The organism is Lacticaseibacillus salsurae, from assembly GCF_045862175.1.
GTDB lineage: Bacteria > Bacillota > Bacilli > Lactobacillales > Lactobacillaceae > Lacticaseibacillus > Lacticaseibacillus salsurae.
Genome location: NZ_BAAFZI010000007.1, coordinates 15,424 through 40,257, shown reverse-complemented (window position 1 = coordinate 40,257; position 24,834 = coordinate 15,424). Strand labels below are relative to the sequence as shown.

Sequence of the window (24,834 nt, the reverse complement as noted above, 5' to 3'; positions counted from 1 at the left end):
AAGCCGTTTTTAGCCTTAATGAGGTAACAATTGAAGACGGGTAGCCAGTGAGCCGCCTTGCGCCAAGTCGTGGTGTTTGATCGTGGCACCAGTGGGGTCGCCATTAAATCCACGCTGCGCGACAAAGTTGAAACTTGGGAGATTATTTTCAGTCGTGATGGTTAGATCTCCTGCTGGCAAGTGCAATACTGCTGAGTCTAGTAGCGGGATACCAAGCACATACTCACCCGAACCAGGTGTGACTGGATAAAAGCCTAACATGGAAAACAATACCCAAGAAGACATGGACCCATTATCTTCATCTCCAGGATACCCGTCCCACCCAGCGCTAAAGGCGTGAGTCAACATGGTTTTGATCAACACTTCGCCGCTTGCGGCATCATCAGCTAAGGCAAACAAGTAAGGCAAGTGGAAACTAGGTTGATTGGAAATGGCGACTTGACCATAAGGTTGGGCAGCCAGTTCGCGCATTTCGTGGATCGTTTGGCCATAACTGCCGACGTTGAATGTCGCCGGTTGGTTGACTAAGTGGTGGAGATGTTTGGCAAACGCCTGCTTGCCGCCAGAAGCTTTGATCAAGCCAGGTAGATCTTGATACACAGCGAAACTATTTTGCCAAGCACTGCCTTCAGTGTAGCCATTGCCCCAAGTGGTCGGTGACAAATCGGGTAGGAACTGATCATTGCGATCTTTTGGCCGCATCAATTGGCTTTGTGGGTCAAACAGGTTTTGCCAGTTGTGACTTTTGGTCAAGTAAGTCGCCGCCAGTTTATCTTGGCCTAAATGCTTGGCGACGACACTGATCAGCCAATCGGAATAAGCATAATCAAGCGTCTTATTGACGGATTCGCCAATATCTGCCGGTACATAGCCAAGTTGTAAGTATTCCGCCAAGCCTTCACGACCATATTTGACATCTTGGCTGACGACGGTGGCACCTTGGATCATCGCTTGTAACAAATCAGGCATCAAGTCTTCGGCGATACCTTTGACAGCCGCGTCGGCGATCACCGCATCGATCATGGTCCCAGGCATCATGCCACGTTCATCAGGCGATAACCACCGCGGCAAAAAGCTGGTTTCTAAGTAATTGTTATAAAAGCCGTGCAACATGTCAGCATATAATTGAGGATCGATCAACGACATCAAAGGGAACAAGGTTTTATAGGTGTCCCAAAAGCCGTTATTGGTAAAGGCCATGCCAGGGCGCACGGTTTTGCCAGTGGTGTCGTAATGGACGGGTTGATGCTCAGCATCCAATTCATAAAAGCGCATCGGAAACAGCAGGGCGCGATAGAAATTATGTTCAAATAAGGCGACGTGTTTGGCATCGGCATCTTTCACGGAAATTTTGGCCAAGTTCGTTCGCCAAGCAGCAACAGTGTCTGCCAATTGTGCCGCATAGGGCCGCAGATCCAAATTGTGTCTGGAAAGCTCAGCGCTGATGAAGCTGGTGGCAAAATTCAAAGTGGTTTCAAGCGTTGCAAATTCCAAGATCACCGTATCAGGTTGGGTGGTGACTTGCGTGGCTTTAGGTAACGCTAAGGTGAGATACATGGTGAAGTTAGCATCTTCGCTGCCGGAGAAATTGCACAAGGCTAAAGTCAGTTGGGTCGGCGTTTGCGTGATCACATGCGAATTTTTGGCGGTGACTTTCAACATCAAAGGCGTATGGCCACTTAATTGCAAACTACCACTGTACATCCCTGCCGTGGCGCGATAAGTAACATCTGCTTCAACGGCATGACCGCTGAGTTCATGGGGATGAAACGTCGCGTCTTGATAAGTGCCTAAATAAGTTTGGTCCTTGCTGGCTAATGGGGTGAACAACACACTTGAAAAATCCCCGATCCAAGGACTAGGTTGGTGGGTCAAGCGAATACCGGCAAAACTTTTGGCTTGCGGGTCAAACCACCAACTGGTGTCATCTAACGTGGTTTGTACGCTGAGATAATTCATCCCATGCGGCACGCCGGTCAAAGCCAAGGTATTCCCGTGTGAAAAAGTGTAATTGCTTTTTGTGCCGATGCGGGTATCGATGTCAGCTAGTAACATATTCAATTTCGCTCCTTTTTCATCATGGTCGAAGCGCGCTCGACCAATTTAACTGCAACAGTATCGCGAGTGGCACAACTTGAACGCGGATTGTTGATCTGAGCCAACAATAAATCAACAGCATGACGGCCGATTTCCGGAAAGTCTTGCGTCAAAGTGGTCAACGGTGGGGTGTTGTTGGCGGCGATCGCCAAATCGTCAAATCCGACCAACGACAGCTCTTCAGGCAAATGCCAACCTAGTTTGGTCAAGCCTGTTGATAATTTCACCGCTTCGATATCGTTGCCCATGATCAAGGCGCTGATCTGTTCTTGACGCAAATAAGCGGCTACGGTTTGAACGTCCAAGCTGGTCCCAAGCGCTTGCGCCCATTTCAACCCATCGACGCCAGGTTGATGATAGTGGTTCATATACCCAAAAAATCGCGCAGCCACCGTGCCAGTCCAATCATGCCAAAAAGCGACGCGACTGAAAAAAGCGATGCGGGTGTGCCCCAAAGCTTGTAAGTGTTCGACTGCCAACGCCCCACCAGTCGCATTGTCAGACGTGACGCTAGGCAAGGCCAGTTGCGCTGGTTCATCATTTAATACCACTAACGGAATGCGATTTTGGGCGCAGTGGATCAACGTCGGCATTTCGGCGTTGAGATCTTGCGGGTAATAAAAGATCCCGGCGTAGTCCGTTAAGTTGCGTTGCTTGAGCTGTTGGGTGGTGCAGGTGCTCAGCTGCCAAGTGGTGCCGGTGAGTTCTTGTTTGATGCCACTGGCGTAATCGCCCATTTGCGGATCCAAAAAAGGCAACACCAGCAACAACTGACGTGAACGTGACGCCAAATGGGGCTTGACGAAACTCCCTTTGCCTTGCACGCGGTAGATCAAATCGGCGTCAGCCAAAGCGTTCAACGCATGCTTGGTGGTGATGCGCGACACATGGTAGCGAATGGCTAACGCATTTTCACTTGGTAGACGATCATCTGGCGCGTATTCGCCGCGTAAGATCGCGGTGCGCAAATGATCGAATAATTCTTGATATTTAGCCATGATCCTCCAGTTGGTATAACGGGATAAGTCGACTTTTTTAAAAAATCTAAGCGCTTGCAACAATCCTGCCACAGAACATGGTATATTGCAAGGGTAAAAACATACCAAGGGAGAAAATACAATGGCAAATTATTTAACTGCAGGCGCCACTGACTATATCCAAAAAATCGTTGACTTGTGCGGTGATGAACATCGCGCATGGGCAGAGACGTTTGCCTTGACTTACGCGGATACGTTGAAAAATGCCTTAGTACCTGATGTTGACGGTCGCATTTTTGTGCTGACTGGCGATATTCCAGCCATGTGGCAACGCGATTCCACGGCGCAACTGCGGCCTTATTTGGTGCCGGCACGAAACGATCGGGAATTGCAAGATGTGATCGCCGGTGTCAGTCATCGCCAATTTTTTAATATGGCGTTAGATCCTTATGCCAACGCCTTTAATCAAACTGCCAACCATGCGGGACATCAAAGCGACCATACTGAAATGTCGCCTTGGATCTGGGAACGCAAATACGAACTGGATTCGCTATGTTATCCGGTATCGCTGGCTTACAACTTCTGGAAAAACACGAAGCGTACTGATATTTTTGATGCGCAATTCGAACAAGCTATCGAGAAATTCTTGCAAGTGATCACCCAAGAACAAGACCACGCGCATTCACCATATCGCTTTGAACGCACCGAAGACCGCCCAGAAGATACCTTGATCAATGGTGTCGGTCGGCCAGTGGCCAATTGTGGCTTAAGTTGGAATGGCTTTCGGCCAAGTGATGATGCGTGTGTCTACGGCTATTTGATCCCAAGCAATTTGTTTGCTGTTGAATCCTTGCGCCAATTGGCCGAAATTTATACCGACGTTTTGCACAAGCCAGCGGAACGCTTCACATTCTTAGCCGATAAGATCGAAGCGGCGGTGCAAAAATACGGCCTGACTAAAAATGCTGCCGGCGAAGCAATCTACGCGTTTGAAGTTGATGGCTTGGGCCACGTGTTGGTCATGGATGATGCCAATGTACCAAACTTGTTGTCGTTACCATATTTAGGCGCCACCACGTTGGATGATCCGATTTATCAAGCCACGCGCAAGACGATGTTTTCCAAAGAAAATCCCTATTATTATGCCGGCACATACGGTCAAGGCCTTGGGTCACCGCACACCCCTGCGGAATATATTTGGCCGATCGCCAAAGCTGTCGAAGGCTTGACTACCACTGATCGTGAGGCCCAAAAGGCCATTTTGGATCAGTTGGTGGCCACCACCAATGGCACCAAAATGATGCATGAAGGCTACAATGTTGAAGATCCCAGTCAATACACTCGCGAATGGTTCTCATGGGCCAATATGATGTTTTGCGAATTGGTGATGGCCTACTTTGGCGATCGCGTGTGATCACGCTGCCAGTTGATAAGGAGAAATGATATGACCAAAAAGAAAGTGTTTGTGATCTCACACAGTCACTGGGATCGGGAATGGTATATGGGTTATGAGCATCACCATATGCGTTTGATCTCGTTGATGGATGATTTGTTTGATTTATTTGAACATGATCCTGAGTTCAATAGTTTTCACTTGGATGGGCAAACGATCATTTTGGATGATTATTTGAAAGTGCGCCCAGAAAAACGCGATGAATTAGCCAAGTGGATCAAATTAGGTAAATTGCGCATTGGGCCGTTTTATATTCTTCAAGACGATTTTTTGATCAGCCCAGAAGCCAATGTGCGCAACACACAATATGGGTTGAAGCAAGCCAAACAGTGGGGTCAGCCCACGCCGTTAGGCTATTTCCCAGATACCTTTGGCAACATGGGGCAAACCGCGCAAATGATGCAATTAGCTGGCTTGGATACAGTTGCGTTTGGTCGTGGGGTAACGCCAACGGGGTTGAATAATCAAGTCAGCCATGGTGATTTTGATTCCACGTATTCGGAAATGTGGTGGCAAGGACCGGATGCGTCTAAAGTGCTGGGCATTTTGTTTGCCAATTGGTACTCTAACGGCAACGAGATCCCAGTCGATCCTGCCGCAGCTAAAACCTATTGGGATCAAAAACTCGCCGACGCTGAGCGTTATGCCGCAACGCCAGATCTGTTATTCATGAATGGGGTCGATCACCAACCAGTCCAACAAGACTTATCGGCGGCTTTAGCCACGGCGCGGGAATTGTATCCAGATTATGAATTCATTCACTCCAACTTTGCCGATTACATCAAAGCGTTAAAAGCGGATCTACCTGATGACTTATCGACGATCCATGGCGAATTGACTTCCCAAGCAACTGACGGTTGGTACACTTTGGCCAACACTGCTTCCAGTCGGGTTTACTTGAAACAACAAAATACCCAAACTGAACGCTTGCTGGAAGATCAAGTCGAACCACTACTAGCGTTGAGCCATACGGATAGTGAATCGAATCAAGATCGTTTGGATTATGCTTGGCATTTGTTATTACAAAACCATCCCCATGATTCGATTTGTGGTTGTTCGATCGACCCAGTCCATCAACGGATGATGACGCGTTTTGCTGCGGCGCAACAAATTGGGACTAGCTTGAGCAAACATGCCTTGGCGGCGTTCAGCGCACAGCTGAATACGGAAAGTTTTGCCGCTGACACGCATCCATTCGTCTTAATGAATACTGCCGGCGCGGCAAAGCATGAAAGCGTCCAAGTTGAAGTTGAACTTAAGCGGGCTTTATTTAAAGACGGTATGCCACAAGCCCAATATGACAAACTCGTCGCTGAGATCCCTGATCTGCCGGAAATGCATGTGATCGATGCCAACGGCCAAGAAATTCCCGCCAAGATCTCCAACCCACATGTGCGTTTCAACTACGAGTTGCCAGATCATGCTTTTCGGGTGCCATTTATGGCCTTGTACGTCGATGTCGAAGTGGCCGCCGACTTGCCGGCATTTAGCTGGCAAACGTTGGCCGTGGCAGCGGGGGCTGCCAGCGCTTTGGTTGCGCCTCAAGCCGTCAATGAAATTGCCAATGATCGCTTGAGTGTGCGGCTGGAGTCAGACCACACCGTTACGGTCACCGATAAACAAACGGCGCAAGTTTACCAAGATGCGTTAGGCTTTGAAGATACCGGCGACATGGGCAATGAATATATTTATCGCCAGTCGGCTGATCAATTGACCTTGATCTCGCAAGACGCCAAGCTCACTCACTTAGCGACTGATGCCACTGCCAGTGGCCAAGTCATGCGGTTTGATCTGACTTGGCAAGTGCCCAGTCAAGCGGCCGCCAGCTTGGATTATGAACGCCAAGCGGTGATCGACATCACCAACCGCACCAGCACGCGGGGCAAACAGTTAGTTGCGTTGACCCTGCATATTGAATTGCGTTTGGATCACGATAATCGCCTGCAAGTGCATGTCAGCGGCAACAATGCCGCCAAAGATCACCGGATCCGCGCGGTGATCCATACCGGAATGCACACGAGTAGCCACACGGCGGAATCGATTTTTGAAGTGGTCACACGACCAAATGCCGTCGGACCAAACTGGAAAAATCCGACGAATCCGCAGCATCAACAAGCATTTGCCAGTGTCGTTGACGCTGGTCGTGGGCTCGTGGTCGGCAATATTGGCTTAAATGAGTATGAAGTTGGCAAAAAAGGTGAATATTTAGCCGTCACCTTATTGCGTTGTGTCGGCGAAATGGGTGATTGGGGCTATTTTGAAACCCATGATTCGCAATGCCTAGGGACGTTTACCGCCGACTTCTCGATTGCCTTTACTGATGGTAGCCAACGCGAACAGCTTTTGGCGCAACAAGCTGCTCGGGCCGCTCAGATCCCAGTGATCAGCGGCGTAGTCGAACCACAACAAGTGGGTAAACAAAAACCAAGCGGGACGTATTTAACCGTAAGCGATCCAAGTTTTGCCGTCACCGCAACAAAAATGGCGGGTCGACAGTTGATCGTACGTGGCTACAATATGACTGGGCAAAAGACGCCGTTGGTCGTGAAGCATGATGGCTTTGTGGCTGACCAATTGCTGGATCTGGTTGATCAGCCTTTAAAACAGCCAGTGACTGATGAGCTGAAACCGGCAGAAATTCGGACTTATGCATTTACGGAGGTTAATGATGACTAAGTTTATCGGCGTACCTGAAAAATCTCGACCTGCCGTGCGCTTAAGCACCCGTTAATAAGCATATCCGGTCTTGGCTATTCGAGGGTCGGACTTGACTTAGAAGACGGGTTTGAAATGCCTTCCCAATGCATACCGCATGTGACGAGTCAGTTTATTTTGGCTAATATCTGGCAGTCGGGTACACCAATCCCAATTACTTTTATAAGATCTTCAAAGATCAAACGGGCATGTCCCCACAAAAATTTCGAGAAGTGGCCACGGCCTAAGTTGCATGCGCCTGAGGTTTTGCGTATCATGTTAGGCAACTAACAAAGAGGTGGCAGGATGAATTACGGAAAATTAGTCAGGCTGGCCAACAATCAAATGAGCAAAGGCATGGATGCGTATGCCAAACAATTTGGCTTGACGGGGATGCAAATGTCGATCATCGATTTCGTTGGCAACCAGCCGAATTGTTTGCAACGCGACATTGAACAAACTTTCAACATTCAACGCTCCACAGCCACTGTGGCGTTGCAACGCATGGAAAAAACGGGCTTGATCACTCGGGCAAGTGCGCCTGACGATGCGCGGCAAAAAACAGTCGCGTTAACGGATAAAGCGCAAGCCTTGCATCAAACGGTTGGCGCTTATATTGCCAAGCAACAAGCGGCCATGAATGCAACGTTCAGTCCCACAGAATGTGCCACGTTTACCCGGATGCTTGAGTATTTCATCGACTTGAATCGCTAAAAATCGCCGTGAAAGGCGATTTTTTTGTTCGCGACGGTAAAAAGGTGTACACTGGTTTTCGTTAGCTAGCTAACGAAATGGAGGACTTTATGAACGAGAAAATTTCACCCAAGGTCATCGGTGCGATCATTGCCACTGGCTTGATGTCGTTTTGTGGCGTGATCGTTGAAACGGCAATGAATATCACCTTTCCCACGTTAATGACAGAATTTCATGTGGCGACTAATACAGTACAATGGATGACCACATTATATTTGCTGGTGGTGGCATCAATGGTGCCGCTGTCGGCAACGTTGAAACGACGATTCAAAACCCGCACGCTTTTTTTAGTTGCGATCAGCTTCTTTATTGTGGGCGTGGTGCTTGATGGCGTGGCACCAGCATTTTGGGTGTTGTTGTTAGGCCGTGCAGTGCAAGGCTTAGGCACTGGGATCGCGCTGCCGTTGATGTTTAATATTATTTTGGAACAAGTTCCTGCCAGCAAAATCGGGATGATGATGGGGGTCGGCACCATGATCACTGGCGTAGCGCCTGCGATCGGGCCGACGTTTGGCGGATTGATCGTCTCCACGATGTCTTGGCGCTACATTTTTGCGTTATTGTTGCCAGTGTTGATCGTGGCCTTGGTCATTGGGGTGCTTTGTATCTCGCAAAAATCGGCAACCAGTGCTGCTAAAATCGATCAAGGCAGTGTGGCGTTGATCGTGTTGACCTTTTGCGGATTGATTTTTGGGATCTCGAGTTGGGGATCGCAACCGTTTTTCAGCGTGTCAGTGGCTGGGGCTTTGCTGGTGGGATTGGTGGCGTTGATCGCCTTTAGCGTGCGGTCGTTAAAGATTCAAATGCCGATCATCAACTTGCGCTTATTTCAAACACCCACTTTCGTCCAAGCAGTGATCGCATTTGTGGGTTTGCAAGTCAGTGCGTTGGCATTGAGTTTTTTGCTTCCGAACTATATTCAGCTAGTCAATCACAACACGGCGTTGATCGCCGGGTTAGTGGTGTTACCTGGCGCGGCGCTTGGTGCAGTGGCTGGACCGTTGAGTGGGCGCTGGTTTGATCGGGTTGGGGCAACAAAACCCTTGCGCGTGAGTGTCACGTTGTTGTTGATCGGTACAGTTGGTTTTTGGCTGTTTGGCCAGCATCTGGCCAATGCTTTGATTTTAGGTTGGTACATTGTGTTTATGTTGGGAATGGGTTTGGGTTATGGGAACTTAATGACCTTTGGCTTGAATCAACTCCCATCACGATTTCACGCTGATGGCAATGCCATTTTTAATACGTTGCAGCAATTTGCGGCAGCACTTGGAACCAGTATGGCTGCGGCGATCGTGGCTGCTGGGCAAAAAGCGGCCACCTCGCAAGCAGCTGGGACGATCAGTGGCAGTGTGAACAGTTTTACCGTTTTAGTGGTTTTATTGGCGATCGCATTTGTCATGATGTGGTGGATGACTCGACGAGCACCACAAGTAAAATCATGACTGTATTACAGATTTAACTATGTGAATAAACAAGGCGACCCCGTGTGCTGATAGGGTCGCCTTTTGTTTATGGTTGTGAAGAATATAACAGCATGTCATTTCTGCACTAGTTTTTAGGCACGTACAAACATGGTGAATCGCTTACATTGGCGTTAGACTTAATCTTGTAAAGCGCTTACGGCATATATATTTGGAGGTCAATCATGACAAATACAATCAGCGGCTCCGATGCAGTCTTAAAAGTCATCGAATCATGGGGCGTCGACCATATTTACGGTTATCCTGGCGGCAGTTTTGATTCCACGATGAACGCCTTGCACAACCAACAAGATCAAATCAAGTTCATTCAAGTGCGGCATGAAGAAGCTGGCGCCATTGCCGCGTCTGCAGAAGCCAAACTTTCCGGTAAGATCGGCGTTTGTTTTGGCTCAGCTGGCCCTGGGGCGGTGCATTTGCTTAATGGGTTGTATGACGCCAAAATCGATCGCGCCCCAGTGTTAGCAATCGTGGCGCAAGTGCCAAGTAGCAACATGAACATCGACTACTTCCAAGCGATGAATGAAGAACCGATCTTTAACGATGTGGCTGTTTTCAACCGCACGGTGATGACGGCGCGTTCCTTGCCGAAAGTGATCGATGAAGCGATCCAAGAAGCGTACGAGAAAAAAGGCGTTGCTGTCGTCACCATTCCCAAAGACTTCGGTTGGGCGCAGATCCCAGATACCTATGTGTCCAATGCCAACACCCAAATCAAGCCTTACGCGATCACGCCAGATCCGCAAAAGATCCAAGAAGCAGTGAAATTGATCCAACAAGCCAAAGGCCCACTGATTTACTTTGGCTTAGGGGCTAAACACGCCCGCAAACAATTGTCAGCGGTTTCTCAAATGTTTAAAATGCCGATGATCTCAAGTGTCTTGGCCAAAGGCATCGTGGATGAATCCGAACCTGCTTATTTAGGCTCAACCGGGCGCGTTGCGCCAAAGCCTGGGGTCGAAGCCGGCATGGCGGCTGATTTGATCCTTTGGGTCGGCAATGATGTGCCTTTTGCCAGCATGTTGTTCAACCCGAAAGCCAAAGTGATCCAAATCGATATTGAATCCACCAAATTAGGCAAGCGGCGCCATAACGATGTGGCGATTTTAGCAGATGCCAAAGCGGCGCTGAAAGCCATGCTTAAAGCCGGCAAGCCGCGGCAAGCCACACCATTTTATCAAGCTTGCTTGGCCAACAAGCAAAACTGGGTCGCATGGCAAAATAGCTTTAAAGATTCAACCGAGTCGCCAGTGCGTCCAGAACCGATTTTTGATGTGTTGAACCAAACTGCATCGAAAAAAGCGGTGTTTGCAGTTGATGTCGGCAACGTGAATATCAACTTTGAACGCTTGTTGGACATCAAACACACCCAAAAATGGACCACTTCTGGGAAATACGCCACCATGGGTTACGGCTTACCAGCGGCGATCGCGGCTAAGATCTTGTATCCAGAACGCGATGTGTACAGCTTGTCTGGTGACGGGGCATTTGCCATGTTGGTCGAAGAGGTGTTGACTCAAGTGAAGTATGGCTTGCATGTGGTCAATGTGGTATTTTCCAACGCCACGTTAGGCTTTATTGAAGCCGAACAACGCGACGATTCTCATCAACCATTATCAGGCGTGGATATTCCTGACACCGACTGGGCTGCCATTGCGGCTGGTATGGGCGCCAAAGCCTATACCGCGCACAACAAAGCGGAATTTCAAGCGGCGATCGAAGACGCGAAAAATACTACTCTGCCAGTCGTCATCGATGTGAAATTGACCCACAAAATGCCATTTACCACCCAGCATATGTTCTTAGATCCAGCTTATCAAAAGCAATCTGATATCGACGAATTTGTGGCGAAGTATGATGCGCAAAGCTTAACGCCGTTGCGGACATTTTTAGCTGAAGCCAAAGCAGCCAAGCCGGCCAAAGCAAACAAAAAGAAGTGATCGGAGGCACGCACATGGCAATCGTTATGATCGATAACGTTGCGATCCATCAGATCACCACGCAGCCATGTGTGTTGGCGCTCGGCTTTTTCGATGGGGTCCATTTAGGTCACCAGCACGTGATCAAAACCGCTCGGCAAATCGCCCAACAACGCCAGCTGCCACTGGCGGCGATGACGCTTGATCGCCACGCCAGCACGCTATTTTCAAAGCGACCGTTTGACTACTTGACCACCTTGGATCAAAAAGCGGCTTTAATGGCTGACTTAGGGGTCCAAACGTTATATGTCGCGCGGTTTACGCGAGAATTTGCGGCACTGACCCCGCCAGCATTTGTCAACGACTACTTAGTCGCACTGCAAGCACAAGTGGTGGTATGCGGGTTTGATTACACCTTTGGTCAATTTGGCGCCGCTGGCGTGGAAGCTTTGGAAACGCTAGGGCGAAGTCACTTTGAAACTCGCGTGGTGGCGTGCTTGACCCAAGATCGCGAAAAGATCTCTTCAACGCGTATTCGCCAGTTGCGCAAAGCTGGCCACTTCAAAGAAGCTGAGCGCTTGTTAGGTCATCGACTTGATGAGCACCAACAAATCGTCGCAGGATAAGAATCGAGGAATTTATCATGGCAAAACCAGAATATGATGGCGCATATATCAATTTTCCCACTGGTCGGCTGACGCTGACTGAAGTACAACAAATTTTTTCAACGATCCCGTTTGAAATCGACTTGATCGATCATACGGATCACTTCACCTGGTATTCAAACAAACCCAACCGTGAGCATGTGCGGACTGTTGATGAGCTCAACGAAACTGTCGCCGAGTGTCATCCCGCGCGGGTATTGCCAGTGGTGATGGGGATCATCAACAGTTTCAAAGATGGCAGTCGCGACTTTGTGACGCGGCCACTGATGATGCACGGGCATCGCGTGTTTATTCAATATTTTGCCTTGCGCGATGTTGATGGTGAGTACCTTGGCACCATCGAATTTACCGGCTCAGCAGAACCGATTTTAACCGCTTATGAAAATGGCGGCTGGTCAGATGCCTCCAGTGGCGCGTCTAAAGCAGACGGCAAAACTGGCCAACCTGATGCCGACACTGGTGCATCTGAAGAAGAAGCAGCGCCAGTCAAAGCCGATGCCGATACCGGTGCGTCTGAAGAAGAAGCAGCGCCAGTTAAAGCCGATGCCGATACTGGTGCGTCTGAAGAAGAAGCAGCCCCAGTTAAAGCGGATGCCGATACTGGTGCGTCTGAATCCGAGACGAGTGCGGCGAATAAACCTGGCCCGTTTAATTACGACTTATGATCGCGCCTAAAACACTCACGTTGCACGCATTAGGAACGCATATCAAGTTGACCGTTTTTGGCGAGTTGGACACCGCAGCTCTGACTGCTGCTGAAAATTTGATCAACCAACAAGAAGATCGCCTCACTGTCAATCGCACAGTTTCTGAAGTGATGGCAGTCAATGCGGCTGCTGGCGTGCAGGCAGTGGCGGTGTCTAGTGCGACGTTTCAACTGATCCAACAAGCAATCGTTGCGAGTCGGGAACAGTTTGGCTTTAATGCGTTGATCGGACCTTTAGTCAAGTTGTGGAAAATCGGTTTTAAAGGGGCCAATGTTCCTAGTGACACTGAGGTCAAACAGCGCTTGGCTTTATGTGACCCTGCATTAGTTGAACTTGATGCCGGCAACCATACGGTGAAGTTATTGGCTAAAGGCATGGAACTCGATCTTGGCGGGATCGCCAAAGGGGATATTGCCGATCAGATCCGCAGTTTGTGGCAGGCGTATCGCGTGCAAGCTGGGATCATCGATCTTGGTGGCAACTTGTTGTTTGTCGGGGACTCGCCAAGGCGGGCTGATGGCCAGTGGGTGATCGGGGTCCAAGACCCTGCCAAAAAGCGCCATGAAGATCTAGGGTTGACGGTTTTACCTGCGTGTTCTGCAGTCACTAGCGGTATTTACGAACGGTTTTTGATCAAAGACGGCAAGCAGTATCATCACTTGCTTGATCCGCGCACCGGCTATCCGCTGCAAACCAAGCTTGCTGGCGTCACTGTTTTTACAAAAGATTCGATCCAAGGCGAACTAGAAGCCAAGCGTTTATTCTTCGCTGGGGTGGCCCCTGATGGCTGGCTAAACGATCCGCAACATTTTGGGGCAGTGTTTGCCTTTCAAGATGGGCACCATGAAACCATCGGCGTCACCTTACGTCATTGAAAAAAATCAAGGCTAAAGCGGTTTTAGTCCAAAATACCAGCGCCGGTACCTCACGATTTATGGTTTAAATCGCGGGGTACCGGCGTTTGTATGTCTAGGCACAGTTTTTTGGGGGAATGCGACTAAGGGATTGAAGGATCATCCCCATTTTTGTTGAAAGCGCCTTGATTTGGCGGTAGTCTGGAAACAACGGAGGTAAGATCATGACCAAAACGATTTATTTAATGCGCCATGGGGAAACCTTATTTAATCAAGAACAACGCATCCAAGGGTGGTGTGATTCCCCTTTGACCCCAACTGGGCGCGCCCAAGCGCAAGCAGCTGGCCAGTGGTTAAAAGCTCATCAGATCCACATTGAATCAGGCTATTGTTCCACCCAAGAGCGCGCTAGTGACACGTTGAGCTTGGTTTGTCCCACCTTGCCGATCACCCGGCTAAAAGGGTTGAAGGAATGGAACTTCGGCCGCTTTGAAGGCCAGCCTGAGTATTTGAACCCGCCAGCGCCTTATGGGGATTATTTTGTGGCTTACGGTGGCGAGGCCCAAAGCGATGTGCAAAAGCGCGTGGTCGCCACATTAATGGCGATCGCAGAAAAAGATCCGGCATCAACGATTCTGGTGGTGTCACATGGTGGCGCTTGTTATAATTTCGTGCATCAGTTCGGTTGGGACAAGTTTCAAGCCGCCCATGAGCAGTTAAGCAACTGCACCATGTTGAAATACACTTATGCTGATGGCACGTTTGCCTTGCAAAGCGTGATCCATCCGGAGGGGTAAGATGGATCTATTAGTGACGATCGATGAAAATTACCTGCAACCGTTAACGGTGATGCTGACATCGCTACATTTAGCGGCACCTGATGACCATTGGCATGTGTGGCTGTTGCATCGTCACTTGTCAGACGCGCAAGTCAGCGACTTAACAGCGCGAACTGCAGCTTGGGGATGGCAATTTTCTGCCATTCAAGTGGCCGCTGAGCATTTTAGCGCACCCAAAACCACCAAGCGCTATCCGCAGGAAATGTACTACCGCTTATTATGTGGTGAATTGTTGCCGCAAACCGTTAAAAAAGTGATCTATCTGGATCCGGATATATTGGTTTTGCATTCATTAAAGCCGCTGTGGCGCAAGCGCTTGGCTGGTCATTTGTTTGCTGCTGCCACGCATTCCGGACTCACTGATATGATCAACGACCTCAACCGCGTGCGATTAAATCAAACCCATGGGTATTATAATTCTGGGGTGTTGGTGATCGACGTTCAAAAAGCGCGCCAACAGATCAATTTGACGACTATCAATCAAGCGTTGCGCCGCTATGAACGCCAGTTGCTGTTGCCAGATCAAGATCTGTTGAATCTGTTGTATGGCGATCAGATCTTGCCATTAGATGAACAGCGCTATAACTATGATGCGCGCAAATTTTTGGCTTATTACACGCGTAGTCGCGGTAAACACGATATGCCTTGGGTGATGGCGCATACGGCGATCTTGCATTTTTGCGGCAGTGCCAAACCTTGGCAGCCAGGACATGATACGCGCTTTACGGCGTTGTATCTCAATTATTTGAATCGCATATAAAACGCTTGGCCAGCTGCCAAGCGTTTTTAGGGTTGAAAGATCAAGGTCAAATTCAAAAACTGGGCGACGTGTTGCAACTTTGCAGTGAGCTTTCCGATTTGCGCGGACGTTAAAGGTGCCCAAGCGTTCAAAGTGGCGCGCATTTTTTTGCCTTGCACCTTAAAATGCCAAGTACCGACCACTGCACCGTTGATGATCACCAAAGGCTTCAAAATGCCGTTGACCGTCCATAATTGCCGTTGATGGGTGAGATCGGTCAACCAATTCTTATCAGCGTAGCCGGTCATTGCGGCATCAAAACCTGCAGTTAGTACCACTTCCGGAAACTCAGTGGTTGCTGGCAGATCAAGGGCAAACAAACCGTTGCCAACATCCACCCAATCCTGTGCCGCGTGTTGCCACAGCGGCTTGACGCGGCTCAAGGTCAAGCCAGCCCATTTACAAAAATCGTTGATCGAAGCGGGCCCAAATCCGGCTAAATACCGCGGCATCAACTGTGTGATCGCGGTATTTGGCGCCACTAGTGAGACATGCTGGACGCGCAGCTCATATTGATTACCAGCTTTAGGAACAAAGGTGAAAGCGCCAGTATGCGCGACCAACTGAAGAATGGCGTAGCGTTCTTGCGGCAACAAGGTTTTGCCTGCCAGTTTTTCAAGGTAATAGTCGACTTCAGCCTGGCTGATGTGATCAATGGTGGCCAAGTATTGCGTCAAGCTTGTTGCCAGCGTTTTAAATAATGTTTGCTGACCTTGAAAATAAGCCGTCGGCAACTGCTCATTTAAGCGCGCAGCGATCACTAATGCCCAGTCAGCTTGCGTCATGAGTTGATAGGTCCAACGTTGCGCCCAAACACGCACCACGACGCCGCTGTCATAAGCAGCCACCAGCTCATTACGCGTCAAACTCGGTACCTGCAAGGCTAAGCCAACTTCTGCTTGCCGTAATTGCTGCGCTTGGATGCCGACAGTTTGGCTCAAGGCTTGGGTGAGCGTTTCAGTGGTATGGGCTTTGCCTAATGCGGCCAGCCGCTGAATTCGTAGATCAGTCATGTTTGTCCTCGGGGTCTAAGAAACCATATTCTAGTATTCGAACATATTGCAGGACTTGGGCGATGATCGGGTCAAAATCATTGATTTGAATATTGGGATCATCGCGGATCATTTTTTTGGCTGGTTCGCCGATCAGGTTCATCATCATCGTCATCATGTTGACCACGGTTTGGGTGTCGATACCAGGACGCATCGGTAGGCGCTTGAGCACTGGTGTGATCATGTCAGGCACTTTGTTTTCAGTGACAGTCGTCCAAATCGCTGCGACTTTTGTTCGTAATTCGGCTGGCAAATTGCCGACTTCGGCATACGCTTGCATTGCTAAAGCAAACTCATCTGGATAATCGAGTTGCATTTGAATTTTATAGCGCAAGGCGCGTGCGACCATCGTTTCCAGATCAGGCGAATCTTGCCATACTGACATATCTGCCGCTTTTAAGATCTTGGCGTAGGTGCGCCGAACAGTTTCTAAATATAAGTTTGCTTTAGAGCCAAAATAATTGAAGATCAAGCCTTTGGACACATCAGCAGCTTGCGCGATGGCGTCGGTTTTGGTGTCGCGAAACCCATGATGGGCGAATTGGTGCATCGCTGCTTCTAAGATGCGAGTTTGTTTTTCAGGATCGATCGTCAAACGAGATTTTGCCATGATAACTCCATTTCTTCGATTACTGACACCAATAGCGGCGCAAGAAGCCAACTACGCCACTGATGCTCAATTGACTAATAAGTCACGCCGCTTGTATGCTGCAAATCCAACCACCACCAAAGCGATCCCTAAAGCAGTCATCCAAATGGCAGTGCCAACATTAACGGTTTTAAGCGGTACGGTATTGACCCAGCCAAAAGGCGTCAGTTGCGTCGCCCACTTGGGAAAATTCATTAACGCCCCTAAATACAAGGAGAAAAAGCCGTATGCTGGCAAGATCCAAGTAATATTTTGCCATTTCGGCAAGCAACCAGCAAGCAAGGCCCCGACCCCGATACTGGTGATCAACGCGGGTGCAAAGCCCCAAAATCCGCGCATAAAGCGAGAAAAATCAGGCATATTGGCGCCCATTGACGCAACGCCGGCTAAATACATCCCACAAATCGCGAGTCCAAAACTCGCTAAGCTGACGATCAAGCCAAACCCCGCAATGGCAAAATACAGGTGTGCGCGTGACACGCTGTGCGCATGGAGTTGCTCAAAATAACCTTTACGCTCATCGCCATTCAAACGAAACACAGTGATCAAGCCTGGAATGGTGGCTAGTACGGCAAAAATAATGGTCAATTTATTGGCAAATGACAACACGATCGCGCGGTTGGCCGCATCAGTGGCGGCGGTGCCGATCAGCTTGGCCATCATCGGATTGGATTTCAACAAATCGCCGGCGGTGCCAAAAATCGAGCCATAAGTGGCGCCAAGGATCAACAAACCGATCAACCAAATACTGGTACTGGTACGTTCCAAGCGAGCGACCAAACTAAGCGGGCCAGCCAAAAACCGCGATGCGTGTCGGCGCCCGCGACGATCTGGCAGTAAACCGGCGCCCACGTCGCGAGTTGCGCCAACGGCATACGTTAAAGTGCCGATCACCAAGCTCATCGCTAGCATCAAAACCACAGGCAACCAGTGATTTTGACCATAAATATCAAGTTTTTCGATCCAGCCGTAGATCGTCCACCAAGTGGCGTCAGGGTTTTTGACGTCGGTACCCATGCGCACCACGTAAAGCAGGCCTAACCAGCTGTAACTCAAAATCGTCGCCCCACGAGCAGAAGTGGCGACTTGGGCAAAAAAGCAGCTGAAGATCCCAAACATCAAGCCAAACATTGCCAAGCCCAACCCAAACAACCAGTTGCCGGCTTGATCCATGCCGGTCATGCCACTGGCTTGCAACCCCAATGCCTCTAGTACACCTGCCAGTAAGTTGAGGCATACCAATTCCCCAATGGCGGCAGTCAACGCGCTAAAGCGGCCAACACTGTGGGCTCGGATCAATTCCAAAACCCCAGAGTCTTCATCCGCGCGCGTGGCATGAATGGCAAAATAAATATTCATCATAGCGGTAAATAAGCCCATGAAAACCATCATTTCAGCGGCATAAACCAGCGCGACTGAATAAGGGGATTTGGCGGTGAACGGGCCTAATAAGGATACCATTGCTGGCGTTTTTAAAGTGGTGATGATCGTCCCCATGGCTTTTGACGTGCCATATAAGCCGTTGAATTTCGCTGCTGCGCCGGCCATTAAGCCGACTAAGCCGATCAACCAACAAGTGATCTTCAGCCAATCACGGCGCAGATCCAAGCGCAATAATTGGCCAGTTTTGGCAAAATGTGTGGCAAACATGTCAAGCCTCCTGATTATAATAGCGCAAGAATAGGTCTTCCAAAGTTGGCGGCGTACTTTGCAACTGCTTGATCTCAAGTGGGGCCAAAGCAGTCATCACGCTGGCGAGATGTTCAGAATCAACGGCAAAAGAGGCTTTGTTGCCAGTTTGTTTAAAAGCGTGGACGGCAGGCATTTGTTGGATCGCACTGAGGTCTTTGACGGTAGTCACAGTCACTTGAGTGCGAGAAAGTTGGCGCATATCCGCCAAGCTACCAGTTTCAATGATCGTGCCTTGGCGAATAATGGCAATGCGATCGCACATGCGCTCCACTTCACTGAGAATGTGGCTGGATAACAGCACCGATTTACCCGCGGCTTTCAAGGCTAATACTTGTTTTTGGAAGACTTCTTCCATCAAGGGATCCAACCCTGACGTTGGTTCGTCAAAAATGTAGAGATCAGCGTCAGTGGAAAAAGCGGCGATCAACGCCACTTTTTGCCGGTTGCCTTTGGAGTAGGCACGATTTTTCTTGGTGACGTCCAGATCAAACGCGGTGATCAACGCATCAGTGTGAGCAGAGTGCTTTTGACCGTTGAGTTTTAAAAACAGATCGATCGCTTCGCCGCCGGATAAATTCGGCCATAAATACACGTCGCCAGGGACGTAAGCTAATCGTTTGTGGATCAAAACCGCTTGTGACCACACATCTTGGCCGAAGATCCGGGCTTGGCCACCGGATTTTTTGAGGATACCCAGCAGTGTCCGAATGGTGGTGGATTTGCCGGCACCATTTGGGCCAATGAAGCCGAAAACTTCACCAGGATAAACGTTAAAGGTGATATCTTTCAAGGCTTGAAATTTGCCGAAGTGTTTTTGTAAATGCTCGATCTGAACCACTGGCTGTGCCATAAAGTGGCCTCCTTAAGGAAATTGATTGCATCAACATCTTTGCGCTTGCAGTGTATCACCGAATGACTGGATGGTCAATGACTTGCGAGTCAAATATTTTGTACTCGGCCGAAATGTTGAGATAACGGTAAAGTTAAGTGAAAAGCTAATTCACAAAAATAGGCACATTTCCAACGTTTGGTTGAAAAAGTGCCCACTAACCCAATTTAGGTGCGTTATCATTCGTTTGTGAAGCGTGACCCCGAGGTGAGGTCACACGTTGTCATGCCCGTGGGCACTCGAACTGCCACAGCACAAAACTCACTGTGGGTAAAACGGTGGCGCAGGTGGATCCCGGGTTTTGCACAATCCGACTCGTTGTGATGAGGTTGTTGCGACGAAGATCAGGGAGCCATCGGACGAAACTGGGCGACAGTTGTCTTGATGATCCACTGATCAGTCGCGAAACGCTCAAACACGACGGGCCGCTTCTGTGACTCACTTTTGTCGAAGTGATAGCTGACAATTTTCTTCGGTACCCCAGCGACTTTTTGCCCACGGAATGCGCATCCCCACGCTTCGACACCATGGGGATGTTTGTTGCCACAAAGCGCAGACGATGTACCTAACCGCGCGGCTTTGCTTCGTGCTTTTGCCAACAAAAGCAAGTCCCTGGCACTTACTTTTTGTTGGTGAGTGAAGCATAACACCGCCGGCCAAAAAATGCAAGCGCTTTTTTAAATTTGCAAAAAGATCACCTGAAAAGCCAAATCGATTCTACACATCATTTGATGCAGCGCCATTAAATTAATGGAAAACATGACGCCAACGAAAAAAGCGAACAAACGTTCTTGAAATTATAGAACACTTGTTCGTATAATAGACGCATAAGGAAGGTGATCCAAATGGCATATGTGGTACCACGAGAACTGTGGTTATATGATGATCGCGGCATGATGAATTGGATGGGGTGGTTGTTGTCTGATCATAGCGCCTTTATGGAACAAGCGGCCCACAAGGATCAGCCGCAAGCACCACGCGCAGCGATGACTGATGCGGCGATCGATAGTACGTTGCAACAAGCGTTTCAAAAACGGCAAGTTGTTGCCATTCAACTTAACGCTATGTGGGATGCGGCGTATTTGCCGGAAGTTGTTGGCGTGGTGGTCGGGTGTGATGCTGGCCGGGTGTTTTTGCAAGCACAAGATGGCGGGATCCAAGCACTATCAGTGGCAGATATGCGTCATGTGCGCACCGTGGCTTCTAAGCATTGGTGGGCGGCATGACCACGCCGCTTGATGACCCGAAACGCTTGCCAGTACGCGACATCATGTGTATCGATTGCAAATCATTTTATGCCAGTGTGGAAGCCGTTCGCCGCGCAGAATATCCGCTTGCAGCAAAAAACGCGGTATTGTCGCGGCCAGAATCTGCCGGTGGGTTGATTTTGGCGGCATCGCCTGACACCAAATCAGATTATGGGGTGAAATTAGGCACGCGGCAATTTGAATTGCGCCCGGATATGGATATCCAAGTCGTCGACCCGCATATGAGCGATTACATCAAGATCAATTACCGCATCAATGAGATCTACCGCAAGTTCACAGATGATGCACATTGGTATGTGTATTCGATCGATGAATCTTTTATCGACGTCACGGCTTCACATGAATTATTTGGCAGCAATGACGAAATCGCCCAAGCGATCCGTGAGCAAGTGCAACAAGCCACTGGTATTTTCACTACGGTAGGCATTGGTCCAAATCCTTTATTAGCCAAGCTGGCATTGGATAATGAGGCCAAGAAAAAAGCCCCGTGGATCGCCAAATGGGATTACGACGATGTGAAAACCAAGTTGTGGCAGATCGATCCGCTGACGGATTTTTGGTCCATTGGCAACAAAACCGCAGCCAAGCTTGAAGCCATGGGGATATATTCGCTCAAAGACTTGGCGTTAAGTGACCGGCAACTGCTGCATCGGCGCTTTGGGATTTTAGGGGATGCCTTGTATTTTCACGCATGGGGAATCGATTACTCTGATCTGGCGCGTCGGTATTTGCCGCGTAGCGAAAACAAAGGGTATGGCAATTCGCAAGTGTTGATGCGCGATTACACCACCATGGCAGATCTAGAAACCGTGTTGTCAGAAATTGCCGATCAAGTGGCCACGCGCTTGCGCAAGCATGGGGTGGTTGGCGAAGTTGTGGGCATTTCCGTGGGGTTTGCCGAACCAGACGCGCAAGGCAAGACTCACTGGGGCGCGCAAACGCATATCGACCCGACCAATCGCACCGATGACGTGATCCGCGCGGTACGTTATCTACTCCACAAAAAGTGGCAAGGCAATGCGATCCGCAATGTCGGCGTGCGCGTCAATCGCATCAGCAAGCCAGCCACGATCCAAACGGACTTATTTGAAAATGTTGAGCAACTAGAAGCCGAACAAAAACTAGCCGCCAGCATCGATAAGATCCGCGAGCGCTTTGGGTATAAAGCCATTGTGCGTGGTTATTCCAAAACTGATGGCGGCACGGCGATCGATCGTTCAGGGTTGGTCGGCGGGCATGCTGGCTAGAAAAGAGGGGCCTATGTTATTAGAATCACGGCAATTGATCGCTAATTTTGATAAGTATTTTTTGCGCAAGTATAAATGGCGTTATGTCTTATTGGTGGTGAATAATCATTATTTTGATCGCTACTCGTTTTTCTTGCAGGCGTGGCGCTTTGGTGATGCCTTGCATTACAGCTATGATCTCATGGAAATGCCGCGCGATGCCGCCAAGTATCAACAAGTGATGCAAGATCTGCGGGCTCACACTAAAATGCGCATCGAGTTTCGCGATACCCATCACCTGGTGCATCCAGGGCGCGATATCGTTAATGATAATGTCCATGGGCATGGCGCCAGCACGCATTATCATGTGCCAAAATCAGATTAAGCGCAAAAAAAATCAGGCACTAGGCCTGATTTCAGCAAAACTATTTGGTTGACTTGCGGCTGGTGATGTCAAAGCCTAAACGGATCGTTTTGGCGTCGATTTCTTCTTTGTTCATCATCTTGGTCAACAAGCGCATGGCCACGGCACCGATATCATACAATGGTTGGTCAATGGAAGTCATTTGTGGACGCGCCATTTCAGTCAACTTGGTGTTGTTGGACGTGATCAATTCGAAGTCATCAGGAACCGAAACGCCAGCGTCGATCGCGCCATCCAATACGCCAAAGGCCAATTCGTCGTCGCCGACTAATGCGGCAGTGGCACCGGCTTTTTGCAATTGCTTGAAGACAGCCAAGCCGGCATGATAAGAGGCTTCAGATTCAAAGACCAAGGATTCATCATAAGCCAAACCCGCTTTTGCCAAGGCGTTCTTGTAACCTTGCAAGCGGTATTCACCGTTGATTGGTTGGCTCAAAGGACCAGTGACTAAGGCGACGGCTTTGTTGCCAGAGTTGATCAATTGTGTGGTAGCTGCTTCCACTGCGGCAACGTAATCGATATTGACAGAACCGACTTGTTCGTCAGGATCCACCGAACCTGCCAAAACGATTGGGGTCTTGGAACGGGAGAATTCTTGGCGAATGCTGTCAGAAATATCATGGCCCATGTAGATCAAGCCGTCCACTTGTTTGGCCAACAAGGTGTTAAGGACTTGGACTTCTTTTTGGGAGTTTTCATCCGAATTAGCCAAAATAATGTTGTACTTGTACATGGTGGCCACATCATCGATCCCACGAGCCAAACTTGAGAAGAACATGTTGGTCACATCAGGGATGATCACGCCGACAGTGGTGGTTTTTTTAGAAGCCAAGCCACGGGCCACGGCATTTGGCCGGTAATCGAGTTTGTCGATCACTTCCAAGACCTTTTTGCGCGTTGCTGGTTTAACGTTCGGGTTCCCATTGACGACCCGCGAAACGGTGGCCATTGAAACGCTTGCTTCCCGTGCAACATCATAAATCGTAATTGTTTGTTTTTCCATTATTTGTGTAGCTCCTTATTTCACAGTAGCGATAAATACTTGCTTAATTTACAATTCACTCTAGCAAACTATGGTAGGGAATGCAAGCGTTTTACTGAATTTTTCAGGGAAACTTTCACGACCATTTTTCAGAAAGCCGGTGTGACGGCTTTCATGGTATACTACCCAAGTAAACAATTGTGAAAAAAGGAAGCGAGACAAGATGAATCAACAACTGCAAAACTTGCAACAATGGGTCCAAGACCAAGGCCTTGACGTCGCTTATATCTCCAATTTCACCAACATCAACTACTTTACCAACTTCTTTCAAGATCCAGAAGAACGCGTCACCGGTTTGTTCGTGTTTCCAGACCATGAACCATTTTTGTTCACCCCAGCTTTGTCTATTCAAGCCGTGAAAAAGGCTGGCTGGGACTACCCAGTGTTTGGCTACCTCGATCATGAAGATCCCTTTGCCTTGATCGCAGATCATATTCGCGCCATCAACCCCAACCCATTGAAGTGGGGCATTGAAAAGCTTGATTTGGCGGTGCAAAAATTTGAAGCCATTACCCGCCAGTTCCCACAAGCCAGTTTTCCCGCTGATGTCAGCATGAAGATCCAAGCCTTACAATTGATCAAAACCGATGCGGAACTGGCGACCATGAAAGTGGCTGGCCAACAAGCCGATGCGGCTTTTGCTGCTGGGTTTGCAGCTTTGCAAGCGGGCCGCTCGGAACAAGCTGTCGTGGCTGAAATCGAATATGCGATGATGAAACAAGGCGTCATGCACATGTCGTTTGACACGATCGTCCAAGCAGGCATGGATGCAGCGGACCCTCATGGTGGCCCAGAAGCCACCAAAATCCAGCCAGGCGAATTGGTGTTGTTTGATCTTGGGACCAACAACCATGGTTATATGTCAGATGCCACGCGGACGGTGGCATTTGGCGGCGACGTTTCGCCAAAAGCGCGTGAGATCTTTGATGTGTGTTTAGAAGCGCAACTCACTGCTCAAGCGGCAGTACGTCCTGGCTTGCGCGCCAGTGATTTGGATAAGATCGCCCGAGATGTGATCGAAAAAGCTGGCTACGGCGAATACTTCAACCACCGCTTAGGTCATGGCATCGGCATGTCCACCCATGAATTTCCATCGATCATGGCAGGCAACGACATGGAATTAGTTGAAGGCATGTGCTTCTCTATTGAACCTGGGATCTATATCCCAGGGGTTGCTGGCGTGCGGATCGAAGATTGTGTCCATGTCACCGCAACTGGGTGTGAACCCTTTACCCATACCCCAAAAGAATTCCAGATCATTCAATGATCCTTTGATATCAAAAAACAACCGCTTTGCCGATTTGGCAAAGCGGTTGTTGTTGCATCAGGGACTAGTATGCAATACCTATTAGTCCCC

22 protein-coding genes are annotated in these 24,834 nt (G+C 49.2%); 15 read left to right on the top strand and 7 right to left on the bottom strand.

From position 1 onward, the window contains the following. Positions 1 to 15 precede the first annotated feature (15 nt). Entirely contained in the window at positions 16 to 2,055 is a 2,040-nt protein-coding gene (locus tag ACKTSG_RS04045; RefSeq protein ID WP_407892206.1) for a GH92 family glycosyl hydrolase, read from the bottom strand. A gap of 2 nt (positions 2,056 to 2,057) precedes the next feature. Further along, positions 2,058 to 3,095: a GntR family transcriptional regulator gene (locus tag ACKTSG_RS04040; RefSeq protein ID WP_407892204.1), complete on the bottom strand. Its 1,038-nt coding sequence runs from the start codon at positions 3,093 to 3,095 to the stop codon at positions 2,058 to 2,060. A 121-nt stretch (positions 3,096 to 3,216) separates the two neighbouring features. On the opposite strand from ACKTSG_RS04040, the gene ACKTSG_RS04035 reads away from it, so the two are divergent. The 11 genes from ACKTSG_RS04035 (at position 3,217) to ACKTSG_RS03985 (ending at position 15,196) form a co-directional block, all read left to right on the top strand. Further along, positions 3,217 to 4,488 carry a glycoside hydrolase family 125 protein gene (locus ACKTSG_RS04035; protein ID WP_407892202.1) on the top strand — a complete coding sequence of 424 codons (1,272 nt, stop codon included), beginning with the start codon at positions 3,217 to 3,219 and terminating at the stop codon, positions 4,486 to 4,488. A gap of 30 nt (positions 4,489 to 4,518) precedes the next feature. Then, a complete protein-coding gene (locus ACKTSG_RS04030) occupies positions 4,519 to 7,203 on the top strand; it encodes an alpha-mannosidase (protein ID WP_407892201.1) in 2,685 nt (894 codons plus the stop codon). Between the two features lie 167 nt (positions 7,204 to 7,370). Continuing rightward, complete coding sequence (locus tag ACKTSG_RS04025; protein WP_407892283.1) at positions 7,371 to 7,469, top strand: AraC family transcriptional regulator; 99 nt, start codon at positions 7,371 to 7,373, stop codon at positions 7,467 to 7,469. A 58-nt stretch (positions 7,470 to 7,527) separates the two neighbouring features. Then, entirely contained in the window at positions 7,528 to 7,935 is a 408-nt protein-coding gene (locus ACKTSG_RS04020; RefSeq protein WP_407892199.1) for a MarR family winged helix-turn-helix transcriptional regulator, read from the top strand. A gap of 89 nt (positions 7,936 to 8,024) precedes the next feature. Then, positions 8,025 to 9,416 carry a DHA2 family efflux MFS transporter permease subunit gene (locus tag ACKTSG_RS04015; RefSeq protein ID WP_407892197.1) on the top strand — a complete coding sequence of 464 codons (1,392 nt, stop codon included), beginning with the start codon at positions 8,025 to 8,027 and terminating at the stop codon, positions 9,414 to 9,416. Positions 9,417 to 9,619: 203 nt separating this feature from the next. Then, the gene (gene spxB / locus ACKTSG_RS04010; protein WP_407892195.1) at positions 9,620 to 11,392 is read left to right on the top strand and encodes a pyruvate oxidase; all 1,773 of its coding nucleotides are present in this window, start codon (positions 9,620 to 9,622) and stop codon (positions 11,390 to 11,392) included. 14 nt (positions 11,393 to 11,406) lie between these two features. Then, positions 11,407 to 11,997: a hypothetical protein gene (locus ACKTSG_RS04005; protein WP_407892193.1), complete on the top strand. Its 591-nt coding sequence runs from the start codon at positions 11,407 to 11,409 to the stop codon at positions 11,995 to 11,997. A gap of 17 nt (positions 11,998 to 12,014) precedes the next feature. Continuing rightward, positions 12,015 to 12,701 carry a PAS domain-containing protein gene (locus ACKTSG_RS04000; RefSeq protein WP_407892191.1) on the top strand — a complete coding sequence of 229 codons (687 nt, stop codon included), beginning with the start codon at positions 12,015 to 12,017 and terminating at the stop codon, positions 12,699 to 12,701. Then, positions 12,698 to 13,618, top strand: coding sequence for an FAD:protein FMN transferase (locus ACKTSG_RS03995; protein WP_407892189.1), 921 nt, complete (start codon positions 12,698 to 12,700; stop codon positions 13,616 to 13,618). Before ACKTSG_RS04000 ends, ACKTSG_RS03995 begins: the two co-directional genes overlap by 4 nt. 203 nt (positions 13,619 to 13,821) lie before the next feature. Then, positions 13,822 to 14,394 (top strand): histidine phosphatase family protein, encoded by a 573-nt coding sequence (locus ACKTSG_RS03990; protein WP_407892187.1) that lies wholly within the window; start codon positions 13,822 to 13,824, stop codon positions 14,392 to 14,394. Position 14,395: 1 nt separating this feature from the next. Beyond that, the gene (locus tag ACKTSG_RS03985; protein ID WP_407892185.1) at positions 14,396 to 15,196 is read left to right on the top strand and encodes a glycosyltransferase family 8 protein; all 801 of its coding nucleotides are present in this window, start codon (positions 14,396 to 14,398) and stop codon (positions 15,194 to 15,196) included. Positions 15,197 to 15,222: 26 nt separating this feature from the next. On the opposite strand, the gene ACKTSG_RS03980 is transcribed toward ACKTSG_RS03985, so the two are convergent. From ACKTSG_RS03980 to ACKTSG_RS03965, 4 genes are all read right to left on the bottom strand, one after another. Further along, positions 15,223 to 16,248 (bottom strand): DNA glycosylase AlkZ-like family protein, encoded by a 1,026-nt coding sequence (locus ACKTSG_RS03980; RefSeq protein ID WP_407892183.1) that lies wholly within the window; start codon positions 16,246 to 16,248, stop codon positions 15,223 to 15,225. Next, a complete protein-coding gene (locus tag ACKTSG_RS03975) occupies positions 16,241 to 16,897 on the bottom strand; it encodes a TetR/AcrR family transcriptional regulator (RefSeq protein WP_407892181.1) in 657 nt (218 codons plus the stop codon). The genes ACKTSG_RS03980 and ACKTSG_RS03975 overlap by 8 nt, the downstream gene beginning before the upstream one ends. 66 nt (positions 16,898 to 16,963) lie before the next feature. Beyond that, entirely contained in the window at positions 16,964 to 18,586 is a 1,623-nt protein-coding gene (locus ACKTSG_RS03970; RefSeq protein ID WP_407892179.1) for an ABC transporter permease, read from the bottom strand. 1 nt (position 18,587) lies between these two features. Then, on the bottom strand, positions 18,588 to 19,478 hold the full coding sequence (locus tag ACKTSG_RS03965; protein WP_407892177.1) for an ABC transporter ATP-binding protein: 891 nt from the start codon (positions 19,476 to 19,478) through the stop codon (positions 18,588 to 18,590). Between the two features lie 884 nt (positions 19,479 to 20,362). Here ACKTSG_RS03965 and ACKTSG_RS03960 point away from each other — a divergent pair. From ACKTSG_RS03960 to ACKTSG_RS03950, 3 genes are read left to right on the top strand one after another with little or no spacing between them, the layout of a single operon-like run. Next, the gene (locus ACKTSG_RS03960; RefSeq protein ID WP_407892175.1) at positions 20,363 to 20,743 is read left to right on the top strand and encodes a DNA-directed RNA polymerase subunit beta; all 381 of its coding nucleotides are present in this window, start codon (positions 20,363 to 20,365) and stop codon (positions 20,741 to 20,743) included. Continuing rightward, entirely contained in the window at positions 20,740 to 22,032 is a 1,293-nt protein-coding gene (locus ACKTSG_RS03955; protein WP_407892174.1) for a Y-family DNA polymerase, read from the top strand. Before ACKTSG_RS03960 ends, ACKTSG_RS03955 begins: the two co-directional genes overlap by 4 nt. A gap of 13 nt (positions 22,033 to 22,045) precedes the next feature. Next, positions 22,046 to 22,396 carry a hypothetical protein gene (locus tag ACKTSG_RS03950; RefSeq protein WP_407892172.1) on the top strand — a complete coding sequence of 117 codons (351 nt, stop codon included), beginning with the start codon at positions 22,046 to 22,048 and terminating at the stop codon, positions 22,394 to 22,396. Positions 22,397 to 22,436: 40 nt separating this feature from the next. Here ACKTSG_RS03950 and ccpA read toward each other — a convergent pair whose 3' ends face one another. Next, positions 22,437 to 23,438 carry a catabolite control protein A gene (gene ccpA / locus ACKTSG_RS03945; protein WP_407892170.1) on the bottom strand — a complete coding sequence of 334 codons (1,002 nt, stop codon included), beginning with the start codon at positions 23,436 to 23,438 and terminating at the stop codon, positions 22,437 to 22,439. 202 nt (positions 23,439 to 23,640) lie between these two features. Between ccpA and ACKTSG_RS03940 the strand changes: the two genes are divergently transcribed. Continuing rightward, positions 23,641 to 24,744: an aminopeptidase P family protein gene (locus tag ACKTSG_RS03940; RefSeq protein ID WP_407892168.1), complete on the top strand. Its 1,104-nt coding sequence runs from the start codon at positions 23,641 to 23,643 to the stop codon at positions 24,742 to 24,744. The last annotated feature ends 90 nt before the right edge of the window (positions 24,745 to 24,834 follow it).

Coding starts and splice junctions, on each gene's coding strand:
- ACKTSG_RS04045 (WP_407892206.1), bottom strand. CDS start 2,055: ATGTTACTAGCTGACATCGATACCCGCATCGGCACAAAAAGCAATTAC.
- ACKTSG_RS04040 (WP_407892204.1), bottom strand. CDS start 3,095: ATGGCTAAATATCAAGAATTATTCGATCATTTGCGCACCGCGATCTTA.
- ACKTSG_RS04035 (WP_407892202.1), top strand. CDS start 3,217: ATGGCAAATTATTTAACTGCAGGCGCCACTGACTATATCCAAAAAATC.
- ACKTSG_RS04030 (WP_407892201.1), top strand. CDS start 4,519: ATGACCAAAAAGAAAGTGTTTGTGATCTCACACAGTCACTGGGATCGG.
- ACKTSG_RS04020 (WP_407892199.1), top strand. CDS start 7,528: ATGAATTACGGAAAATTAGTCAGGCTGGCCAACAATCAAATGAGCAAA.
- ACKTSG_RS04015 (WP_407892197.1), top strand. CDS start 8,025: ATGAACGAGAAAATTTCACCCAAGGTCATCGGTGCGATCATTGCCACT.
- spxB (WP_407892195.1), top strand. CDS start 9,620: ATGACAAATACAATCAGCGGCTCCGATGCAGTCTTAAAAGTCATCGAA.
- ACKTSG_RS04005 (WP_407892193.1), top strand. CDS start 11,407: ATGGCAATCGTTATGATCGATAACGTTGCGATCCATCAGATCACCACG.
- ACKTSG_RS04000 (WP_407892191.1), top strand. CDS start 12,015: ATGGCAAAACCAGAATATGATGGCGCATATATCAATTTTCCCACTGGT.
- ACKTSG_RS03995 (WP_407892189.1), top strand. CDS start 12,698: ATGATCGCGCCTAAAACACTCACGTTGCACGCATTAGGAACGCATATC.
- ACKTSG_RS03990 (WP_407892187.1), top strand. CDS start 13,822: ATGACCAAAACGATTTATTTAATGCGCCATGGGGAAACCTTATTTAAT.
- ACKTSG_RS03985 (WP_407892185.1), top strand. CDS start 14,396: ATGGATCTATTAGTGACGATCGATGAAAATTACCTGCAACCGTTAACG.
- ACKTSG_RS03980 (WP_407892183.1), bottom strand. CDS start 16,248: ATGACTGATCTACGAATTCAGCGGCTGGCCGCATTAGGCAAAGCCCAT.
- ACKTSG_RS03975 (WP_407892181.1), bottom strand. CDS start 16,897: ATGGCAAAATCTCGTTTGACGATCGATCCTGAAAAACAAACTCGCATC.
- ACKTSG_RS03970 (WP_407892179.1), bottom strand. CDS start 18,586: ATGTTTGCCACACATTTTGCCAAAACTGGCCAATTATTGCGCTTGGAT.
- ACKTSG_RS03965 (WP_407892177.1), bottom strand. CDS start 19,478: ATGGCACAGCCAGTGGTTCAGATCGAGCATTTACAAAAACACTTCGGC.
- ACKTSG_RS03960 (WP_407892175.1), top strand. CDS start 20,363: ATGGCATATGTGGTACCACGAGAACTGTGGTTATATGATGATCGCGGC.
- ACKTSG_RS03955 (WP_407892174.1), top strand. CDS start 20,740: ATGACCACGCCGCTTGATGACCCGAAACGCTTGCCAGTACGCGACATC.
- ACKTSG_RS03950 (WP_407892172.1), top strand. CDS start 22,046: ATGTTATTAGAATCACGGCAATTGATCGCTAATTTTGATAAGTATTTT.
- ccpA (WP_407892170.1), bottom strand. CDS start 23,438: ATGGAAAAACAAACAATTACGATTTATGATGTTGCACGGGAAGCAAGC.
- ACKTSG_RS03940 (WP_407892168.1), top strand. CDS start 23,641: ATGAATCAACAACTGCAAAACTTGCAACAATGGGTCCAAGACCAAGGC.